Consider the following 15,336-nt stretch of genomic DNA (forward strand, 5'->3'; position numbering starts at 1 on the left):
AACGAGAACCGCTAGGTGGCTGGCGAGAGGGGAAGACCCATGGACGCCCAGGAAATTATCGACTTCATCGCAAGCGCGCCAAAGAAGACGCCGGTCAAGGCATACGTCAAGCTTGCCCCCGGCGCGAACGTGGACTTTGGGCCCAGCTCCCACGTCTTTGGGACGGGCGACGTCGTGGTCTTTGGCGACTGGTCCGAGGTTGGGCCGGCGCTTGAGGCGGCTGGCAACAACGTTCTGGACGTGGTTGTCGAGAACGACCGTCGCAACTCCGGTGTGCCGCTGCTTGACGTGCGCAACGTGAACGCCCGCATCGAGCCTGGCGCCATCATTCGCGACCAGGTGGAGATTGGCGACAACGCCGTTATCATGATGGGCGCAATCATCAACATTGGTGCGGTCATTGGCGCGGGCACCATGATCGACATGGGTGCCGTCCTGGGTGGGCGCGCCACTGTGGGCGCGCACTGCCACGTGGGTGCCGGCTGCGTGCTTGCCGGCGTGGTTGAGCCCGCGAGCGCGACGCCCGTGGTGATTGAGGACGACGTGCTTCTCGGCGCAAACTCCGTGGTCATCGAGGGATGCCGCGTGGGCAAGGGTGCCGTTGTGGCTGCCGGTGCTGTGGTGACTGAGGACGTACCCGCAGGTGCGGTTGTTGCCGGCTGCCCCGCGCGCGTCATCAAGATGAAGGACGAGAAGACCGAGGCCAAGACTGCGCTGGTAGACGCCCTGCGCAACCTGTAGGGGGCGGTTCTCGGCCGAGCTACGGTGACAGAGGGTTGCGCTTCTCGCCGAGCTTCTCGCCGTCGTAGCTCTTCTCGTCGAGATGCCGCGAGTTCCGAACGTTTAGGCCGGCTTAACCGGTGAAATTTAGCGTCATTCGAACATTGCCGCGTATTCCGAACGTTTAAACAGCTCTAACCGTTCGGGATACGCGGCATGTTCATGTTGCTAGACGCAGCTTTTCTCGCCGTACAACGGCACAGTGAGAATCGGCGTATAGGTGAGCTGCTCGCCCGTGGGGTGGTGGCTCCACATGAGGGCCACCTCCGTGTGGCGCGTCTCGAGAGGGGGAAGCCCGCAGGAGACCTCCTTGCAAATGCGCCACAGGTCAGGCATCCCGTTGGCTCCTACCTCTCTTGCTGGCCGCGCGCCACGCACAAGGGTTACATGCGGCACGAAGGGCCTCTTGTCCACAGGAAGCCCCTCTGCGGTCAGCTCCCGCACGAGCGTTCGCTGGAGGACGAGAAGCCCCTCTTGCCGAGAGACGCCCCGCCATACGATGCCCCCGCGCCGGTGCTCAAAGGCGCCAAGGTCGCCAAGAGAAAGGCTCACTGGGCCGCATTCGCGTGCCGCAGAACGCAGCGCCTCTGCCGCGCGCTGCTCGCCTGCGCCGTCGAGCATCCCGAGAAACGCCATGGTCAGATGGATAATTGTAGTGGGAGTGGGACGCCCAGAGCGAAGCCTTTTCAGTACGGCGTCACGTGATCGCGCAAGCGCCTCCTGTTCCTCTTCCGAGAAGCGCAACGCAATGAAGAGCCGCTTTTGCGTCTGGTCCGCAGAGAGCTGGTGGTTCTCGGCATTATTCATGTGGCCTCCTGTGGTTACCTCCTATAGAGAAGCCTATCCCAACCACGGGTTCCTCTGCCCCTCTGGCGGGGATGCGGCGGCATGCGCCCGCGTCCTGGCATACAGTCGTTAGGTAGGCGGGGAGAGGCCCGCACGCAAAGCGATGTCGGGAGGGCATTCATGAAGATCAAGGCTTTGGTCGTGCACGAGAAGAACGGTCCGTACTGCATGGAGGACGTCGAGCTGGACGAACCGAAGGACAACGAGGTCCTCGTGCGCAACGTGGCCTCTGGCATCTGCCACACCGACGAGTTTGGCCGCTCGCAGGGCGTGCCCATCGCGCTGCCGCTTGTGCTTGGCCATGAGGGTGCCGGCATCGTGGAGCGCGTGGGCGCCAACGTGGACGACCTCAAGCCCGGCGACCACGTGGGCATCACCTATGCCTTCGACGGGTCCTGCCCGGCATGCCAGGCGCACGAGCCTTACTACTGCGAGAACTTCAACCAGATCAACTTTGGCGGCGTTGCCACGGACGGCACCACCCGCCTTCACCAAGACGGCCACGACGTGAGCATGTTCTTCGGGCAGTCCTCGTTTGCTACCTACTCGGTGGCCAACGCTGCCTCGGTCTGCAAGGTTGAAGATGACGTTGACCTGGGAATTGTTGCTCCTTTGGGCTGCGGCGTGCAGACGGGTGCCGGTGCCATGATCAACGTGGCACACGTGGACGAGACAAGCGCCGTTGCCGTCTTTGGCTGCGGCGCCGTGGGTATGTCGGCCATCATGGGTGCTGCCGTTGCGGGGGCCAAGGTCATTATCGCAGTGGGCGGTAACCCCAAGAGCCTGGCCCTTGCGCGCGAGCTTGGCGCTACCCACACCATCAACCGCAAGGAGGTGGATGATGTTCCAGCGGCGGTCCACAAGATCTGCCCGGCCGGCGTCGACGCTACGGTGGATACCTCGGGCAACCAGTACATGATGGTCAATGCCATCCGCAGCCTCAAGTTCCACGGAACGTTCCTGCCCGTTGCGGCGGCTGGCTGCATCGACCACTTTGACGTGGGCGGCGACATCATGATGCCCATGCGTACCATGAAGGGCACCTGCGAGGGAGAGTCCGACCCCAAGACCTTCGTCCCGCAGATGGTGCGTTGGTACAAGGAGGGCCGCTTCCCCGTGGACAAGATCCTCTCGTTCTACGACTTCTCCGAGATAGATAAGGCCCTTGCGGACACGTCCGGCGGCAAGGCGATCAAGGCCGTGCTTAGGATTTCGAAGCAGTAGGCTTGTCACTTGGTCCTGCGTTCTTAGGCGCCCCCTTCTCGTGATTGACAGCCTTGTTCTATCTGTTATAGTTCAAGTAGAACAAATGTCGTTACCTCGAAGGGGGTGCCAGCATGCCCGTTGTGATTGACCAGATGTCGGAAGAGCCTATCTACCGGCAGATTCGCGCGCAGGTGATTGAGGCCATCGCCACGGGGGAGCTTTCTCCCGGTGACCCCCTTCCCTCGGTGCGCTCGCTCGCGCGCGACCTTGGAGTGAACCTCCATACTGTGAACAAGGCGTATGCCGTCCTGCGCGACGAGGGCTACCTCACCATGCGCGGCCGTTCCGGCTCTTTTGTAGCCGATGCGGATGGTGCGCCCGCGCGTCATCTCTCAGCCGAGCAGGACCAGCTCATGGCACGTGAGCTGCTGCGACTTGCAGTTGCGTATAGGGCTCGCGGGGGCTCGGAGCAAGGCTTTGTGGAGGAGGCGGCCCGCCAGGCGCGTGCGGCATACGGGGCGGGAGAATCCTTGGCCAAAGGAGATGGTACGGATGAGTGCTGAGTCTGTCCTTTCAGTAGTCACGATTCTCATTCTTGTGCCACTGTGTGGCGTTATCTTTGCCCTGACCCCCTGGCTCACGCCAAAGGGCGAGCTCTTCTCGGTGAGCGTTCCTACTGCCGCTGCAAGTGATCCACGGGCCCGGTCGCTCAAACGTGCCTACTCGTTGTGGGTGCTTGTGGTGACGGCTTTGCTTACGGGCTGGGTTTCTTACGTGCTGGTTGCGATACATCCCAACATGGCTGCCCTTGCCTCCTGCGTGGCAACGGTTGTGCTGGTGCTCTTTGGCTACTTCCTCATGTTGCATTACCGCGATAAGGCACAGGACCTCAAGCAGGCCCGCGGCTGGAAGGCCAAGGCGCGAAAAAGTGCGGCAATGCTCGGCAGCGCCGGCGCTCCCAAGCCGGTCCCCCTGTGCTGGGAGCTCCTCAACCTGTTGCCCATTGCTGCCTCGGTTATGGTCGCCGTGCTGGGCTACGATAGCGCGCCGGACCTCATCCCCATTCACGCTGGAATGGACGGTGTCGTGAATGGCTGGGCCGAGAAGTCAGTGCCGGTCATGCTTCTGCCCATCGTCTTCCAGCTTGCAATGGCCGGCACGATGGCCATCTCCCATGCCATGCTTCTGGGCTCGAAGCGGCCAATCGACCCGCGTCATCCCGCATCGAGCGCCTTCGCCTACGGTGCCTATATCCACGCATGGAGTGCGTGCTGCGTTGGCATGGGCCTGGCGCTGAACGCGTCCGGAGTGGTGCTGGAGGCATCCATGGTGGGATGGGTGTCGTTTGACGTTGGCGGTACGACGCTCACGGCTGTTGCCTTGGCCGTGCTTGTCCCCTGTGTTGTTCTCGGCGTGCGCTACGGTCAGAACGGCACGAGGCTCCTCGCGCGTCTGCCCGAGGACTTCACGCTTCCCGCAGATGAAGACGACCGCTGGTACGGCGGCGTGTTCTATGCCAACCGGAAGGACCCGGCGGTCGTGGTGCCCAAGCGCTTTGGGATTGGCTGGACGCTCAACCTTGGCAGGCCGGCGAGCTGGCTCATCGTGGCAGGGCTGGTGGCCATCTGCGTGTTTGCCCTGGTGGCGGCGATGCAAGGGTAATTCGCGGGCTGCGGCCACGCACCACGCCCCTCTACCGCATCCCCCTCTCGTTCTTTAGCGGTTTTTGAGAATCGAAGGCCACGTTTGCCCTGTTGTCGAGAGGTGCGATTATCAATTTCCGCTAAAGAACGCGGACGGGGTAGGGGGAGGGTCGCGGCACGGCAGTCTGACGTACCGTCTCGTTGGGTAGATAGCTCTCGGTCACGTGTCCGGTGGCACAGGCGTCACCGGCATCCAACGGGAAGGAAGGGCTCTATGGTTAATCGGTTTGTCCTCAACACCATCTCGTATCACGGCTCCGGGGCCATCAAGGAAATCCCTGGCGAGCTGAGCCGTCGCGGCCTCACCAAGGCCTTCGTCTGCTCCGACCCCGACCTCGTGAAGTTTGGCGTCACCGCCAAGGTGACCGACCTTCTCGACGAGGCGGGCTTCCCCTATGTGGTCTACTCGGAGATCAAGCCCAACCCAACCATCAAGAACGTGCAGGATGGCGTGGCTGCCATGGCGGACTCCGGTGCTGACTGCATCATCGCCATCGGAGGCGGCTCTTCCATGGACACCGCCAAGGCAATCGGCGTTATCCATGAGAACCCCGAGTTCGCAGACGTCCGCTCGCTCGAGGGCGTGGCAGACACCAAGAATCACGCCACCTTTACCATTGCCGTGCCCACCACGGCGGGCACCGCGGCCGAGGTCACGATCAACTATGTGATCACCGATCCCGAGAAGGTCCGCAAGTTCGTCTGCGTGGACACCAACGACATTCCTGAGGTCGCCGTCGTCGACCCGGACATGATGGCTTCGATGCCCGTTGGCCTCACGGCTGCAACCGGCATGGACGCGCTCACCCACGCAATCGAGGGCTACACCACCAAGGGTGCCTGGGAGCTCTCGGACATGTTCCACCTCGAGGCCATTCGCATCATCTCGCACAACCTGCGCGAGGCCGTGGCCGAGGCAAAGTCCAAGAAGCCGGGTGAGGGCCGCAAGGAGATGGCGCTGGGCCAGTACATCGCCGGCATGGGCTTCTCCAATGTTGGCCTGGGCATCGTGCATTCCATGGCGCACACCCTCTCGGCGCACTATGACACCCCGCACGGCGTGGCCTGCGCAATGCTCCTGCCCGTGTGCATGGAGTACAACGCCGACGCCTGCGGCGAGCGCTATCGCGAGATTGGCCGCGTGATGGACGTGGCCGGCTGGGATACCGACCCCATCGACGTGGTGAACAAGAACGTGGTTGCTGCCGTTGCCAAGCTCGGCGAGGACGTGGGCATCCCCAAGACCTGCAACGGCCTGGTTGAGGCCGACCTCGACCAGCTCGCAGATGACGCGGCCGCTGACGCGTGCTTCCCCGGCACGCCCAAGCCCGCCGACCACGAGACCATCAAGGCCCTGTTCCGCAAGGTAATGGCGTAGGCGAGAAGAACAGCGATTCCTGGCCCGGTCGAGGTTTTCCCGGTCGGGCCATTTTTCTCTGCTGGGGTGCAAGTTCTCGGCTCTGCCGCGAAAAGCTGCGGCCGAGAAACTGCCGGGGAGAGACTGCGACCGAAATAGCCGGGCTCGAAAAACTGCGGTTTAATAGCACCTCCCGAGAAGGTAGCGGGCCGTCTACCTGTGGTTTCTCTCAGCGGCGCTCCAGGCTAACTGCTATTAAGCCGCAGGTTTCTCCCCACCTCCGCGCGTTCGTGGCATACTGCCTCATACCAACCGGCCATCATCTGCACCCGAAGGGACATTTATGGCAAACATCCACGACTACCTCGACCTTCGTGGCGACATCACGCTTGAGGAGCGGCCGTTCAACGTGGTGGACGGGCTGGTCCTCTCGGTGCTCTCCTACGTCGACTTCACGGGGATTGTTCCCGGGGAGGGAGAGGGGCCGGTTACCGTATCGTACGCATGCGAGGCGCTGCTCGACCGCGCGGGTGGGGACGTTTCCCCCTACGTGCGCTCGCTCGCGAAGATCGACGAGCGCTACCTGCGGCTCCTTGGGTCATCCAAGCGTTTTGGGCAGGCTCTCGTACAGGGTTACGTGGACGTATTCGACCATGACCGCGACCTGCAGTTTGCGGCGCTCACGGTGGAGCTTCCGGGCGGCCTGCGCTTTGTCTCCTTTAGGGGGACTGACAACTCCCTGGTGGGCTGGCGCGAGGACTTCATGCTGAGCTTCGAGGTCACGGAGGCGCAGCGGCTGGCGGCGGAATACCTGCTGAGACAGGCGCGCCATGCCGAGGCCGAGGGTGTGCGCCTCATGGTGGGCGGCCATTCGAAGGGCGGCAACCTGGCGAGCTTCTCGGCGGTGCTTCTGCCTGAGGAGCTGCAGCACGTGATTGGGCGCGTCTACTCCAACGACGGCCCCCTCATGGCGTCGGAGGTCGTGCCCCTGAGCTGCCACGACGTGTACGGCGATCGCTTTGTGCGCATAGTTCCCACCTACAGCGTGGTGGGCATGCTCTTCGACGACCCGGCAGAGCCCAAGACCATCGTGAGAAGCACCGGGGACGGCGCCCTCCAGCACGACCCAACCACCTGGCAGGTACACGCTGACTGTCTGGACGAGGCAGACGACCTGCTCCCGCAGTGCAAGCTCGTGAACGCGATCTTCGACAAGTGGATGCGCGGTGCCAACCTTGCGGACCGCGAGCTCTTCACGCGTCAGGTCTTCGACGCCTTCGAGGCCGGGGGAGCGACCACGTTCGACGAGGTTATGGGCAATCCTGCCAGTACCCAGCGCGTGCTTGCAGCTCTGAGGGACGTGGACCCCCGCACTAAGGAGCTTCTCGGCGAGCTTGTCCAGGTTGCCGCTGGCAAGACCTGGGATGCCACGGTTGCTGCGGTGGCAAGCGCCACGCGCGCCGCCCTGAGCGCCGTGGGGGCCATGCTCCCGCAGCACAGGCTCGCGAGTGAGGGCGACGCTGGCGAGCGGGGACAGGACGAGGCTCGCGTGCTCCCCGAAGGTTCGGCGCCCGTCGATGCCGCGCCTGACACCGACGCAGGGGACGTCTCCCTCTGAGGGGCTTATTTGTGTCGCGCCCCCGTTCCATACTGTGGTCAACACAGAGGACGGCCACCCAAGCGGCCTGGGGAATGGAGGAAGTCATGTACGAACCTTCTCGTCTCATCTCGTCATTCTTCATTGCGGGGTTTCAGTACTACGACGGTGCACTTGTGCTCTCGAGCCTCAAGCCAGGCGAGTCCACCCTCGAACTTGTCCCCGAGCCGGACAACCCTCATGACCCGGATGCTGTTGCCATCTATTTTGGCGGCCACAAGCTGGGCTTTGTTCCCGGAAGCGAGAATGCGCTGATATCGCTCATGTGTCACTACGGTCATGCGGACGTCTTTGAGGTAAGGGTGCTACAGGTCAAGCAGGATGCCGACCCCTGGAAGCAGGTGCGCGTGGGCATCTATGTGACAGATGCCCGCTAGCAGGCGCGTTCCCCTCGGTTCACTTTGATGCGCTAAAGTGGTTCCCACGCACGTGACACTGCTCGCTGGCACAAAGTGGCGTGGGAGGTTGTGGATGACGCGTGACAACACGTTTGGCTCTGAGGAGACGCGACGTCTCTGCGAGGCGGCATGCCTTGTGAAGACGCCGGAGGAGGCCTTGGCCTTCTTCGCCGACCTTCTCAGTCCGCACGAGATGAGTGACCTTGCGCAACGCCTTGAGGTGGCGACGCTCCTGCGGTCCGGGAGGTCCTACGTGGATGTGTCGAGCGCTACGGGGGCATCGTCTACCACGGTGAGCCGCGTCTCCAAGTGTCTGAGGGGAGAACGCGGTGGCTACCGTCTTGTGCTGGAGCGACTTGATGGCGAGCCGGGCGCGGCAGGACGCGCGAATGCCGAGAAGGCCGATGGTTTAGGGATGCAAGGGAGACAGGTCTAGGGATGCTTCACATTGCGACAACTGCCGAGGAGTGCCTGGCGAGCGCAGAGGTCCGTGCGTGCCTGGAGGAGGCGCTGCACACCCACGGCACGGCAACGCTTTTGGTCTCGAGCTTTGCCGACCAGCTGGTTGCCCAGAAGGAGCTCTCTGCATATCCTGCCCTCTCGCTTGGTGTGACTGTCACCACGCCTGTTGCATGGACCAAGGAACGCTGGGAGGTGTGGGGAGACGGCACGCACGTGGTCGAGCCGCTTGCGAGGACCATCGCCGTGCAGCGTGCCATTGCGCAAGCCCCCCAATCGCTTAGTCGCGGCGTGTCGCTCAACGCGGGGACGGTGCAGCTCCTCTCGTCGCTCGTGCGTGAGGCGCTGCCTTGGCTTCCGTTGGATCCTGCGGGCGAGCCAAACGAGCTTGCCTGCCACGGGGCCGGCCTCACCAATGCCGAGGTGGGCGTTGTTGCCCTGGCGGGGGAGTACGCGCGCATCATTCACCAGGCGGGCTACGTCGAGGAATCCGAGGCAATGGCGCGGGTTGTCGGCACAATGGCAGAGGGACTCGTTGGGCCGGGGTGTGTCGTTGCTGCAGGTTTGGGCGAGACGTCCCGCCCCACGCGCGAGCTTCTGGCAGACCTCGCCTGCGCAGGAGAGCTCACCATTGTTGCCCAGACTGGAAATGACGCTGCCCTAGAGGGACAACGTTCCACCATTGCGCAGGTGGAGGAGGCCATTGCCGTACGCGGCGGCAGCGTCTCTAGGGAAGGGGAGGCAACTCCCGGGCCGGTGGCTAACGCCGATAGGGCACCAGAGCTTCAGAACCTTGTCAAATCGATCTTTGGTACCGAGACGGGCGTCGCGCCTACGGGTGCGGTGGAGCTTCTCGCTCCGGCCGGGCCTCTCGCCGAGGCGGAGCTGGTAGCATCCCGTGTGGTCGAGCTTGCAAAGTCGGGCGCGCACGAGGTGGTTGTAGTCGCGGCAGACCCCGCCCGAGCTTGGCGCGAACTCTCGCCCAAGCTCTTCTCGCGCGGCGTGACGTGTGAGGCGGAGCTTTCCTCGCGCGTGGACCAGCTCGAGGCGGGGAGGGCCTTCCTCGAGTTTGCAAGCTCTGTCGCGCAGCTCTCTGAGCTGGCTGCTTCGTGGCCGGCTCCTGAGGAGAGCCCCGAGGGGGAGCTCGTTGTGTTGGGCGATATGACTTGGTGGCCGCCGCGTGCGCTTGCGGACTTCCTGCGTCAGGACATCGCGCACGTTCCCACCGAGCGCGCCGTCTCGCTTGATCGTGCGTGGCGCGCAGACCGTCTGCTCACCCCCGCGGACGTCCTTGCCACGCTCCAGAACCCCAAGGCCACGAGCGCTCCCGTTGCCGCTGCCACGAGGGAGCTCCTGCGCGGGCGCGTGGGGTCCGCGGCGTCAAAGCTCCTTGCACCCTACCTGCAGGATGGGGAGGCCATGCCAGCGGACCTGGTTCCCAGCGAGACCACCCTCGAGCTGGTTCCCGTTGCGCCCGAGCACAACCGCCTTGAGGACGAGCGCGGCATCGGCGTCCTTGACGCGGTGCTGGGAATTGCTGGCACGCTCAAGGACCTGGGGATAACGGCAGACCCAGAGGTCCCGGCGCACGTGAGTCTCTCCACGCTCGTCGAGCTCTGCGCGCAGGCAATGGCCCAGACCAGCGTGGTCGTGCGCCCTGGGGCCTGGGCGGGCGACGGGGCATGTCGTTGCAGGATTTATGGCCGCGCGCGGGCGGCGGGGCTGGCGCCCCTCTCGGCAGATGTCCTTGTCTCCTGCTCGATGACCTCCACCGAGTGGCCTGTCGCCACCGGAGACGACGTCCTCTCGGCGCTTCTCGAGCGCCTGGGGATAGAGCCAAAGTCAAACCCCGCCGCTCACGAGCGCTCCGTCTTCTGGCGCATGCTGCGCGTGCCCCGCACAAAACTCATTGTGGAGAGGTGCGGCGTCGATGCCTCGGGCAGCCCCTGCTACCCGGCTGTTATGCTCACGGAGCTGCTCTCCTGCTATGGCAAGGCGATAGCCGACAAGGACAAGGGCATGCCGGTGTGGTCCCGTGGCGAGGGCCAGGCAGACGCAAACCTCAGCACAACTGGTCACGGCATGAATGTCTTTGGCAGCAATGATCCCTCGCCCGCAGGCAGCATCTCTGGCCCCAATGCCGCCCTGGTGGTTGTGCCGCCCACGGGCAGGGTTGACCTTGTGGAGGGAAAGCCGCTCCTCTCGGCATCGCAAATCGAGTCGTACCTCGAGTGCCCGTACAAGTGGTTCAGCCTGCGGCGTCTTCGCCTGCAGGACTCCGATGCCGGCTTTGGCCCAATGGAGATGGGCACCTTTGCGCACCGCGTACTGGAGGTCGCTCACGCGCGGCTGCTCGCCGAGGCGCGCGAGCGCGCGGGGATAGGCGAGGGCGACCACCTCGACCCTTGGGTCATGCTTCCTGGCTCGCGCGTGCTTGAGGACGATGCGGCGGGCCTTTCGCACGCGCACGAGGTCCTTCTCGCCGAGTTTGAGGAGCACCTTCGCCACCAGAGTCTGCGCCAGGGAAAGCGCAGCCGCTACCAGGCCTTTGTTCCCCACAGCTCCGCAGACGAGGCGCAGCTTGAACAGCTCAGGCACGACCTCGAGTCCGCGCTCGACTACGAGGCGGGCCTCTTTGTAGGCTTCGAGCCGCGCTTCTTCGAGTGGGACTTTGGTACGCAGGACCAGCCTGTGGAATACGCCGGGGCCTGGATTTGCGGCACCATCGACCGCGTGGACGTTGATGCCCACCAGCAGGCCGTGGTCATCGATTACAAGCACAAGGGGCCAAACGGCTTTGCCAAGGAGTACGGCGTGACGCCCGTGCATACCGCCGCAGATGCTCCGCAGAGCGAGGCAGACGAGCAGCGGGCTGCCCCGTATGGCCTGCCCCGCCGCGTCCAGTCGCTCATCTATGGCCAGGTGGTGCGTCGCATGCATCCAGAGCTCAAGGTGAGGGCGGCAGTCTACCTGGGAACCCGTGGGAGCCACGCCGTGGGCGGAGCCATCTTGGACAACTCGATTGATCGCGTGCTTGGCAGTCACGCCCCCGCAAGGGACAGCTCCCTTTCCGCGTATGCGGTCAGTGACAGCGACTCCTACGGTATCGAAGGCGAGCACGGCATGGAGGCGTACCTCGATGCCACCGAGGCGGCAATTGCCGAGAAGGTGGCCCAGCTCCTTGCGGGAAACGTCGAGGCAAACCCGCTCGATGCTGCCGCGTGCTCCTTCTGCCCCGTCATGAACTGCGAGAGGAGGCTCTCCTAGTGTCAGGCATAGACCTCTCTACCTTGAACGACCGTCAGCGTCAGATCGTCTCCACGCTTGACCGCCCTGTCTTTGTCGAAGCTGGCGCCGGCTCCGGCAAGACGTTCACGCTTACGCGCAGGATTGCCTGGGCCCTCTCGCCCGGCTCCGGTGTGGACGGTGCGCCCTTTGTGGATGACCTGAGCCAGGTCCTCGTCATCACCTTCACCAACGCCGCCGCGCGCGAGATCAAGGAGCGTGTCCGCTCCACGCTTCGCGAGGCTGGCATGCGCGAGCAGGCGCTCATGGTGGATTCCGCCTGGATTAGCACGATCCACGGGATGTGCTCGCGCATCCTGAAGCGCCATGCGCTCGACTTGGGGATAGACCCATCGTTCAAGGTTGCCGGCGTCAACGAGGCACGCGCCCTTCTCGAGCAGGCAACAGAGGAGGTCGTGGGCGCTGCGAACCGTGGCCACGCGGACGCCGTCCTCAACCGTGCCTTCGAGGAATACGGCTACGGAACCCTTGGTGGGCCCACCTCCTTCGGCGTGGTATCCATGGTCCTGGACGTGGTGAATGCCGCGCACTCCTCGCCTGACGGCTTTGATTCGCTTGTCATGGTGGGTGAGCCGGATGTCGAGGGGTCCGTCAATCGTCTGAGGCAGGCGGTGGGCGCCCTGGGTGCGCAGTCTGGCATCACACCGGCCGCTCGCGAGGCGGTCATGTCGAGTCTGGGGTCTCTTGATGCGTTCCTCTCGGCACCTCCGGGCGAGCGCACGCCAGAGGCGGCCTCTGCGGCTCTTGCCGGGGTAAAGCTCCCCAACGCACGAGCAAAGGCAATCAAGGAGCTTGTGCCCGAGGCTAAGCGCGCCTTGGGCGAGGCAAGGCTCGAGGCCGCGCTCGCTGGCAATGCGCCGCTGGCAGAGGCCCTTGTCTGCCTAGCCCGTAAGGTTGACGAGCGCAACCTCGAGCTCAAGCGCGAGCAGTCCGTCCTGGATAACGATGACCTCGTCGCACTCGCCCTCCATGCCGTGCGCGACAACCCCGTTGTTGCGGCAGACTACCGCGGGCGCTTCAAGCTCGTGATGGTCGACGAGTCGCAGGACACCGACGCCAGCCAGCTCGAGCTCATCACGCTTCTGTCCGGTGACGGCGCGCGGCACCTTACCACGGTTGGTGATGCCCAGCAGAGCATCTACCGCTTCCGTGGTGCGGACGTGAGCGTGTTCCGCGCGCGCGGCGAGGAGGTCCCGCAGAAGGACCACGTTCGCCTTGACGTGAACTACCGCAGCCATGCCGACGTCCTCTCATTTGTGGATGCCGTCTGCGGTGTTCCTACTGGCGTGGTCGACGGCTTCATGCACCTGGAGCCAAACCCCAAGCGGGATGACGGATATCGTGCCCGTTCTCTCCCGCGCGTGGACGTGGAGGTGACACTTGCCCAACGTGGCATGGCAACCCTAGCCTCTGCCACGTGCGCAACTCAGATAGCAGACCGCCTCGCGGCGTATGCCGCTGCAGGCCAGAGCCCGTCCGACATGGCGTTGCTCCTTGGCGCCACCAGCAAGGCAGACCTTTACATCGACGCGCTGCGCTCCCATGGGCTCGAGTGCGTGGTTACGGGTGGCTCGACCTTCACGCGCACCCCCGAGGTCAAGGTCATGGCTGCCCTGCTCCATACGCTGGCCAATCCGCACGACACCCAATCTGGCCTCTTCCCACTTCTGGCCTCGCCCATGTTTGAGCTCGATGCCAACGACTTTGTGCAGTTGGGAACGCGCAGGCAGGACATGGTGGACGCGCCCACTAAGCGTTCCATCGACCGGGGAATCCAGATCATGTCGTTCTTTGGCGGGGCGCAGCCGTCGCCACGACTCAAGGCTGCGCACGAGGTTCTCGCCCGCGCGCGTCTGGCGCTACGCAAGCACTCTGTGGCAGACGTCTGCCTGCAGGTGGTTCGCGAATCCGGGTGGCTTCGTCGCCTGGAGGCCGCCGGCACCGACGGCCTTGCGCAGGAGGCAAACGTCCTGGCAGCAGTGCGCTACATTCGCGAGCTCACGCAGGACCTTGGCCTTGGCCCGGCGCGCGCCGCCTTTGAGTTTGACCTCTGGCTCGAGGCGGCCAAGGTTCCCCCGGCATCCCTTGCGGGTGGGTCCTCAAACCAGGTGCAGATCATGACCGTGCATGCCTCGAAGGGTCTCGAGTTCCCCATCGTTGCCATTGCTGAGTGCTGGGCAGACCCGCGCACCTCGGGACCGGTGGTCACCGGCCGCGTCGACGCCCGACGCCGAGGCATCATCGTGAAGCCCAAGGGGCTTAAGGTCCCCAAGGAGCTTTCTGCAGACGAGAACCCCCACAGCTGCGCGGAGTGGCTTCTCTCGCTCTCAGAGGATGGCGCAGAGCAGGAGGCTGCCGAGAAGACCCGCCTGCTCTACGTGGCGCTCACGCGTGCGAGGGAGGCGTTGGTCCTGGGGGTTGGCGTGACGCAGTCCTCCTCGGGCGCCTCGCCGGCACTGGCTGCAAACGTCCTTGGGGCGCTTGTGGAAACGCCCACGCCTGTGCCGGGCGAGAGTTCCCTCGAGTACGGCGGCAGCGAGCCGGGGCGGCTGAGGTGCGTCTCCCTTGAGCCCAACAATGAGCATGCAGGAAATGGCACCACGCTTGACTCGGCTGGAAGCTTCTTCGACGGCACCGTTGCCAGCGCGGACGAGGTCATCGCCATTGGCGCCACTGTCCAGGCGCCGGCACCCTCAGGCTTCTCGCTTGTCTCACCAGACCCTGACCCTGCAGCACCTGCCGTCACCATGTGGCGGCCGCGCGCGGGTGTCTTTAGCTACTCGAGCGCCCATGCGCAGATGCTCGGGGACTTCTCGACGTCTGACGCGGCGTCGCTAGACGATGCCGGTCCCGTTGCCGGCGTGGCCGCCCTGCCAACGCGCGCCGAGCGCGACGCCATGCAGGAGGGCGCGCCCGTGGTGGGCGATGCTGACAAGGCCACGGGGCTGGGGTCGGCCTTCCACGAGCTTGCCCAGGCCATGGTCGAGGGCGGACAGCGCTTCCCGGTGCCCGAGCGCATCGCGGCCACCAAGCGCTTCTGGCACCTCTCCAAGCGCGCCGGCGCCAGGCTCGACGAGGCGCTTTCGCGCTGGTGGGGGTCGGACGTGCGGCAGGAGGTCCTCTCGCACGCGCTCGTGCGCGCGGAGGTTCCCTTCTTCCAGAGGGTGGACTCCGCCTACGGCGGCTACGTGGAGGGCGCCATTGACCTTCTTGCCACAGACCCAGGCTCTGACCACGCCTGTCTTGTGGACTACAAGACAGGGGACCGCGGCCTCGATGCGCAGGCGCTGCGCCGGCGCCACGAGATGCAGGCCAACTTCTATGCGTACGTCCTCATGAAGCTTGGCTTTGCCTCGGTGAGCTGCCGCTTTGTCTGCGTCGAGCTGGACCGCACTGACGTTCTCGGCCAGCCCGTGGTGGTTCCGTACGAGTTTGACGCCACGCACCCGCCGCGCATGGGATAGCGCCCCCTGGGGGTAGCGGCAATCAGAACAACGTGTGGAGCCTCTGCTTGAATTCTACCTGCGACAATGCCATTGTCGCAGGTAGGGTGGGGTATAGGCCAAAACGCCAGCCACTGGCCTTCTGCTATGCTTTGCCAAACACAAAGCGTCACCCGGTATG

At 64.3% G+C, this 15,336-nt stretch carries 11 protein-coding genes; 10 read left to right on the top strand and 1 reads right to left on the bottom strand.

Translation table 11 applies throughout. The features are described 5' to 3' along the window. Positions 1–39 precede the first annotated feature (39 nt). Positions 40–741: a 2,3,4,5-tetrahydropyridine-2,6-dicarboxylate N-acetyltransferase gene (dapD, locus tag NVS32_RS07025; protein WP_258499182.1), complete on the top strand. Its 702-nt coding sequence runs from the start codon at positions 40–42 to the stop codon at positions 739–741. A gap of 207 nt (positions 742–948) precedes the next feature. On the opposite strand, the gene thpR is transcribed toward dapD, so the two are convergent. Then, on the bottom strand, positions 949–1,587 hold the full coding sequence (thpR, locus tag NVS32_RS07030) for an RNA 2',3'-cyclic phosphodiesterase (RefSeq protein ID WP_258499183.1): 639 nt from the start codon (positions 1,585–1,587) through the stop codon (positions 949–951). 159 nt (positions 1,588–1,746) lie between these two features. On the opposite strand from thpR, the gene NVS32_RS07035 reads away from it, so the two are divergent. From NVS32_RS07035 to NVS32_RS07075, 9 genes are all read left to right on the top strand, one after another. Continuing rightward, complete coding sequence (locus NVS32_RS07035) at positions 1,747–2,850, top strand: NAD(P)-dependent alcohol dehydrogenase (RefSeq protein ID WP_258499184.1); 1,104 nt, start codon at positions 1,747–1,749, stop codon at positions 2,848–2,850. Between the two features lie 113 nt (positions 2,851–2,963). After that, the gene (locus NVS32_RS07040; RefSeq protein ID WP_258499185.1) at positions 2,964–3,395 is read left to right on the top strand and encodes a GntR family transcriptional regulator; all 432 of its coding nucleotides are present in this window, start codon (positions 2,964–2,966) and stop codon (positions 3,393–3,395) included. Beyond that, positions 3,385–4,494, top strand: coding sequence for a DUF1648 domain-containing protein (locus NVS32_RS07045; protein WP_258499186.1), 1,110 nt, complete (start codon positions 3,385–3,387; stop codon positions 4,492–4,494). Before NVS32_RS07040 ends, NVS32_RS07045 begins: the two co-directional genes overlap by 11 nt. Positions 4,495–4,749: 255 nt before the next feature. Further along, positions 4,750–5,913 carry a lactaldehyde reductase gene (fucO, locus tag NVS32_RS07050; RefSeq protein ID WP_258499187.1) on the top strand — a complete coding sequence of 388 codons (1,164 nt, stop codon included), beginning with the start codon at positions 4,750–4,752 and terminating at the stop codon, positions 5,911–5,913. A gap of 322 nt (positions 5,914–6,235) precedes the next feature. Beyond that, positions 6,236–7,510, top strand: a complete 1,275-nt coding sequence (locus tag NVS32_RS07055) for an Mbeg1-like protein (RefSeq protein WP_258499188.1) — start codon at positions 6,236–6,238, stop codon at positions 7,508–7,510. Positions 7,511–7,596: 86 nt separating this feature from the next. Beyond that, positions 7,597–7,926: an HIRAN domain-containing protein gene (locus NVS32_RS07060; protein ID WP_258499189.1), complete on the top strand. Its 330-nt coding sequence runs from the start codon at positions 7,597–7,599 to the stop codon at positions 7,924–7,926. A gap of 94 nt (positions 7,927–8,020) precedes the next feature. Beyond that, positions 8,021–8,383, top strand: a complete 363-nt coding sequence (locus NVS32_RS07065; RefSeq protein WP_258499190.1) for a YerC/YecD family TrpR-related protein — start codon at positions 8,021–8,023, stop codon at positions 8,381–8,383. A gap of 2 nt (positions 8,384–8,385) precedes the next feature. After that, on the top strand, positions 8,386–11,673 hold the full coding sequence (locus NVS32_RS07070) for a PD-(D/E)XK nuclease family protein (protein ID WP_258499191.1): 3,288 nt from the start codon (positions 8,386–8,388) through the stop codon (positions 11,671–11,673). After that, positions 11,673–15,176: a UvrD-helicase domain-containing protein gene (locus NVS32_RS07075; RefSeq protein ID WP_258499192.1), complete on the top strand. Its 3,504-nt coding sequence runs from the start codon at positions 11,673–11,675 to the stop codon at positions 15,174–15,176. Before NVS32_RS07070 ends, NVS32_RS07075 begins: the two co-directional genes overlap by 1 nt. Positions 15,177–15,336 lie beyond the last annotated feature (160 nt).

This window comes from Tractidigestivibacter montrealensis (genome assembly GCF_024741235.1).
In the GTDB taxonomy this organism is placed as follows: domain Bacteria; phylum Actinomycetota; class Coriobacteriia; order Coriobacteriales; family Atopobiaceae; genus Tractidigestivibacter; species Tractidigestivibacter montrealensis.

What these genes read in the sequence shown, in the direction of transcription:
- NVS32_RS07070 (WP_258499191.1), top strand. Translation starts at nt 8,386, where the DNA reads ATGCTTCACATTGCGACAACTGCCGAGGAGTGCCTGGCGAGCGCAGAG.
- NVS32_RS07060 (WP_258499189.1), top strand. Translation starts at nt 7,597, where the DNA reads ATGTACGAACCTTCTCGTCTCATCTCGTCATTCTTCATTGCGGGGTTT.
- NVS32_RS07065 (WP_258499190.1), top strand. Translation starts at nt 8,021, where the DNA reads ATGACGCGTGACAACACGTTTGGCTCTGAGGAGACGCGACGTCTCTGC.
- thpR (WP_258499183.1), bottom strand. Translation starts at nt 1,587, where the DNA reads ATGAATAATGCCGAGAACCACCAGCTCTCTGCGGACCAGACGCAAAAG.
- dapD (WP_258499182.1), top strand. Translation starts at nt 40, where the DNA reads ATGGACGCCCAGGAAATTATCGACTTCATCGCAAGCGCGCCAAAGAAG.
- fucO (WP_258499187.1), top strand. Translation starts at nt 4,750, where the DNA reads ATGGTTAATCGGTTTGTCCTCAACACCATCTCGTATCACGGCTCCGGG.
- NVS32_RS07055 (WP_258499188.1), top strand. Translation starts at nt 6,236, where the DNA reads ATGGCAAACATCCACGACTACCTCGACCTTCGTGGCGACATCACGCTT.
- NVS32_RS07040 (WP_258499185.1), top strand. Translation starts at nt 2,964, where the DNA reads ATGCCCGTTGTGATTGACCAGATGTCGGAAGAGCCTATCTACCGGCAG.
- NVS32_RS07045 (WP_258499186.1), top strand. Translation starts at nt 3,385, where the DNA reads ATGAGTGCTGAGTCTGTCCTTTCAGTAGTCACGATTCTCATTCTTGTG.
- NVS32_RS07035 (WP_258499184.1), top strand. Translation starts at nt 1,747, where the DNA reads ATGAAGATCAAGGCTTTGGTCGTGCACGAGAAGAACGGTCCGTACTGC.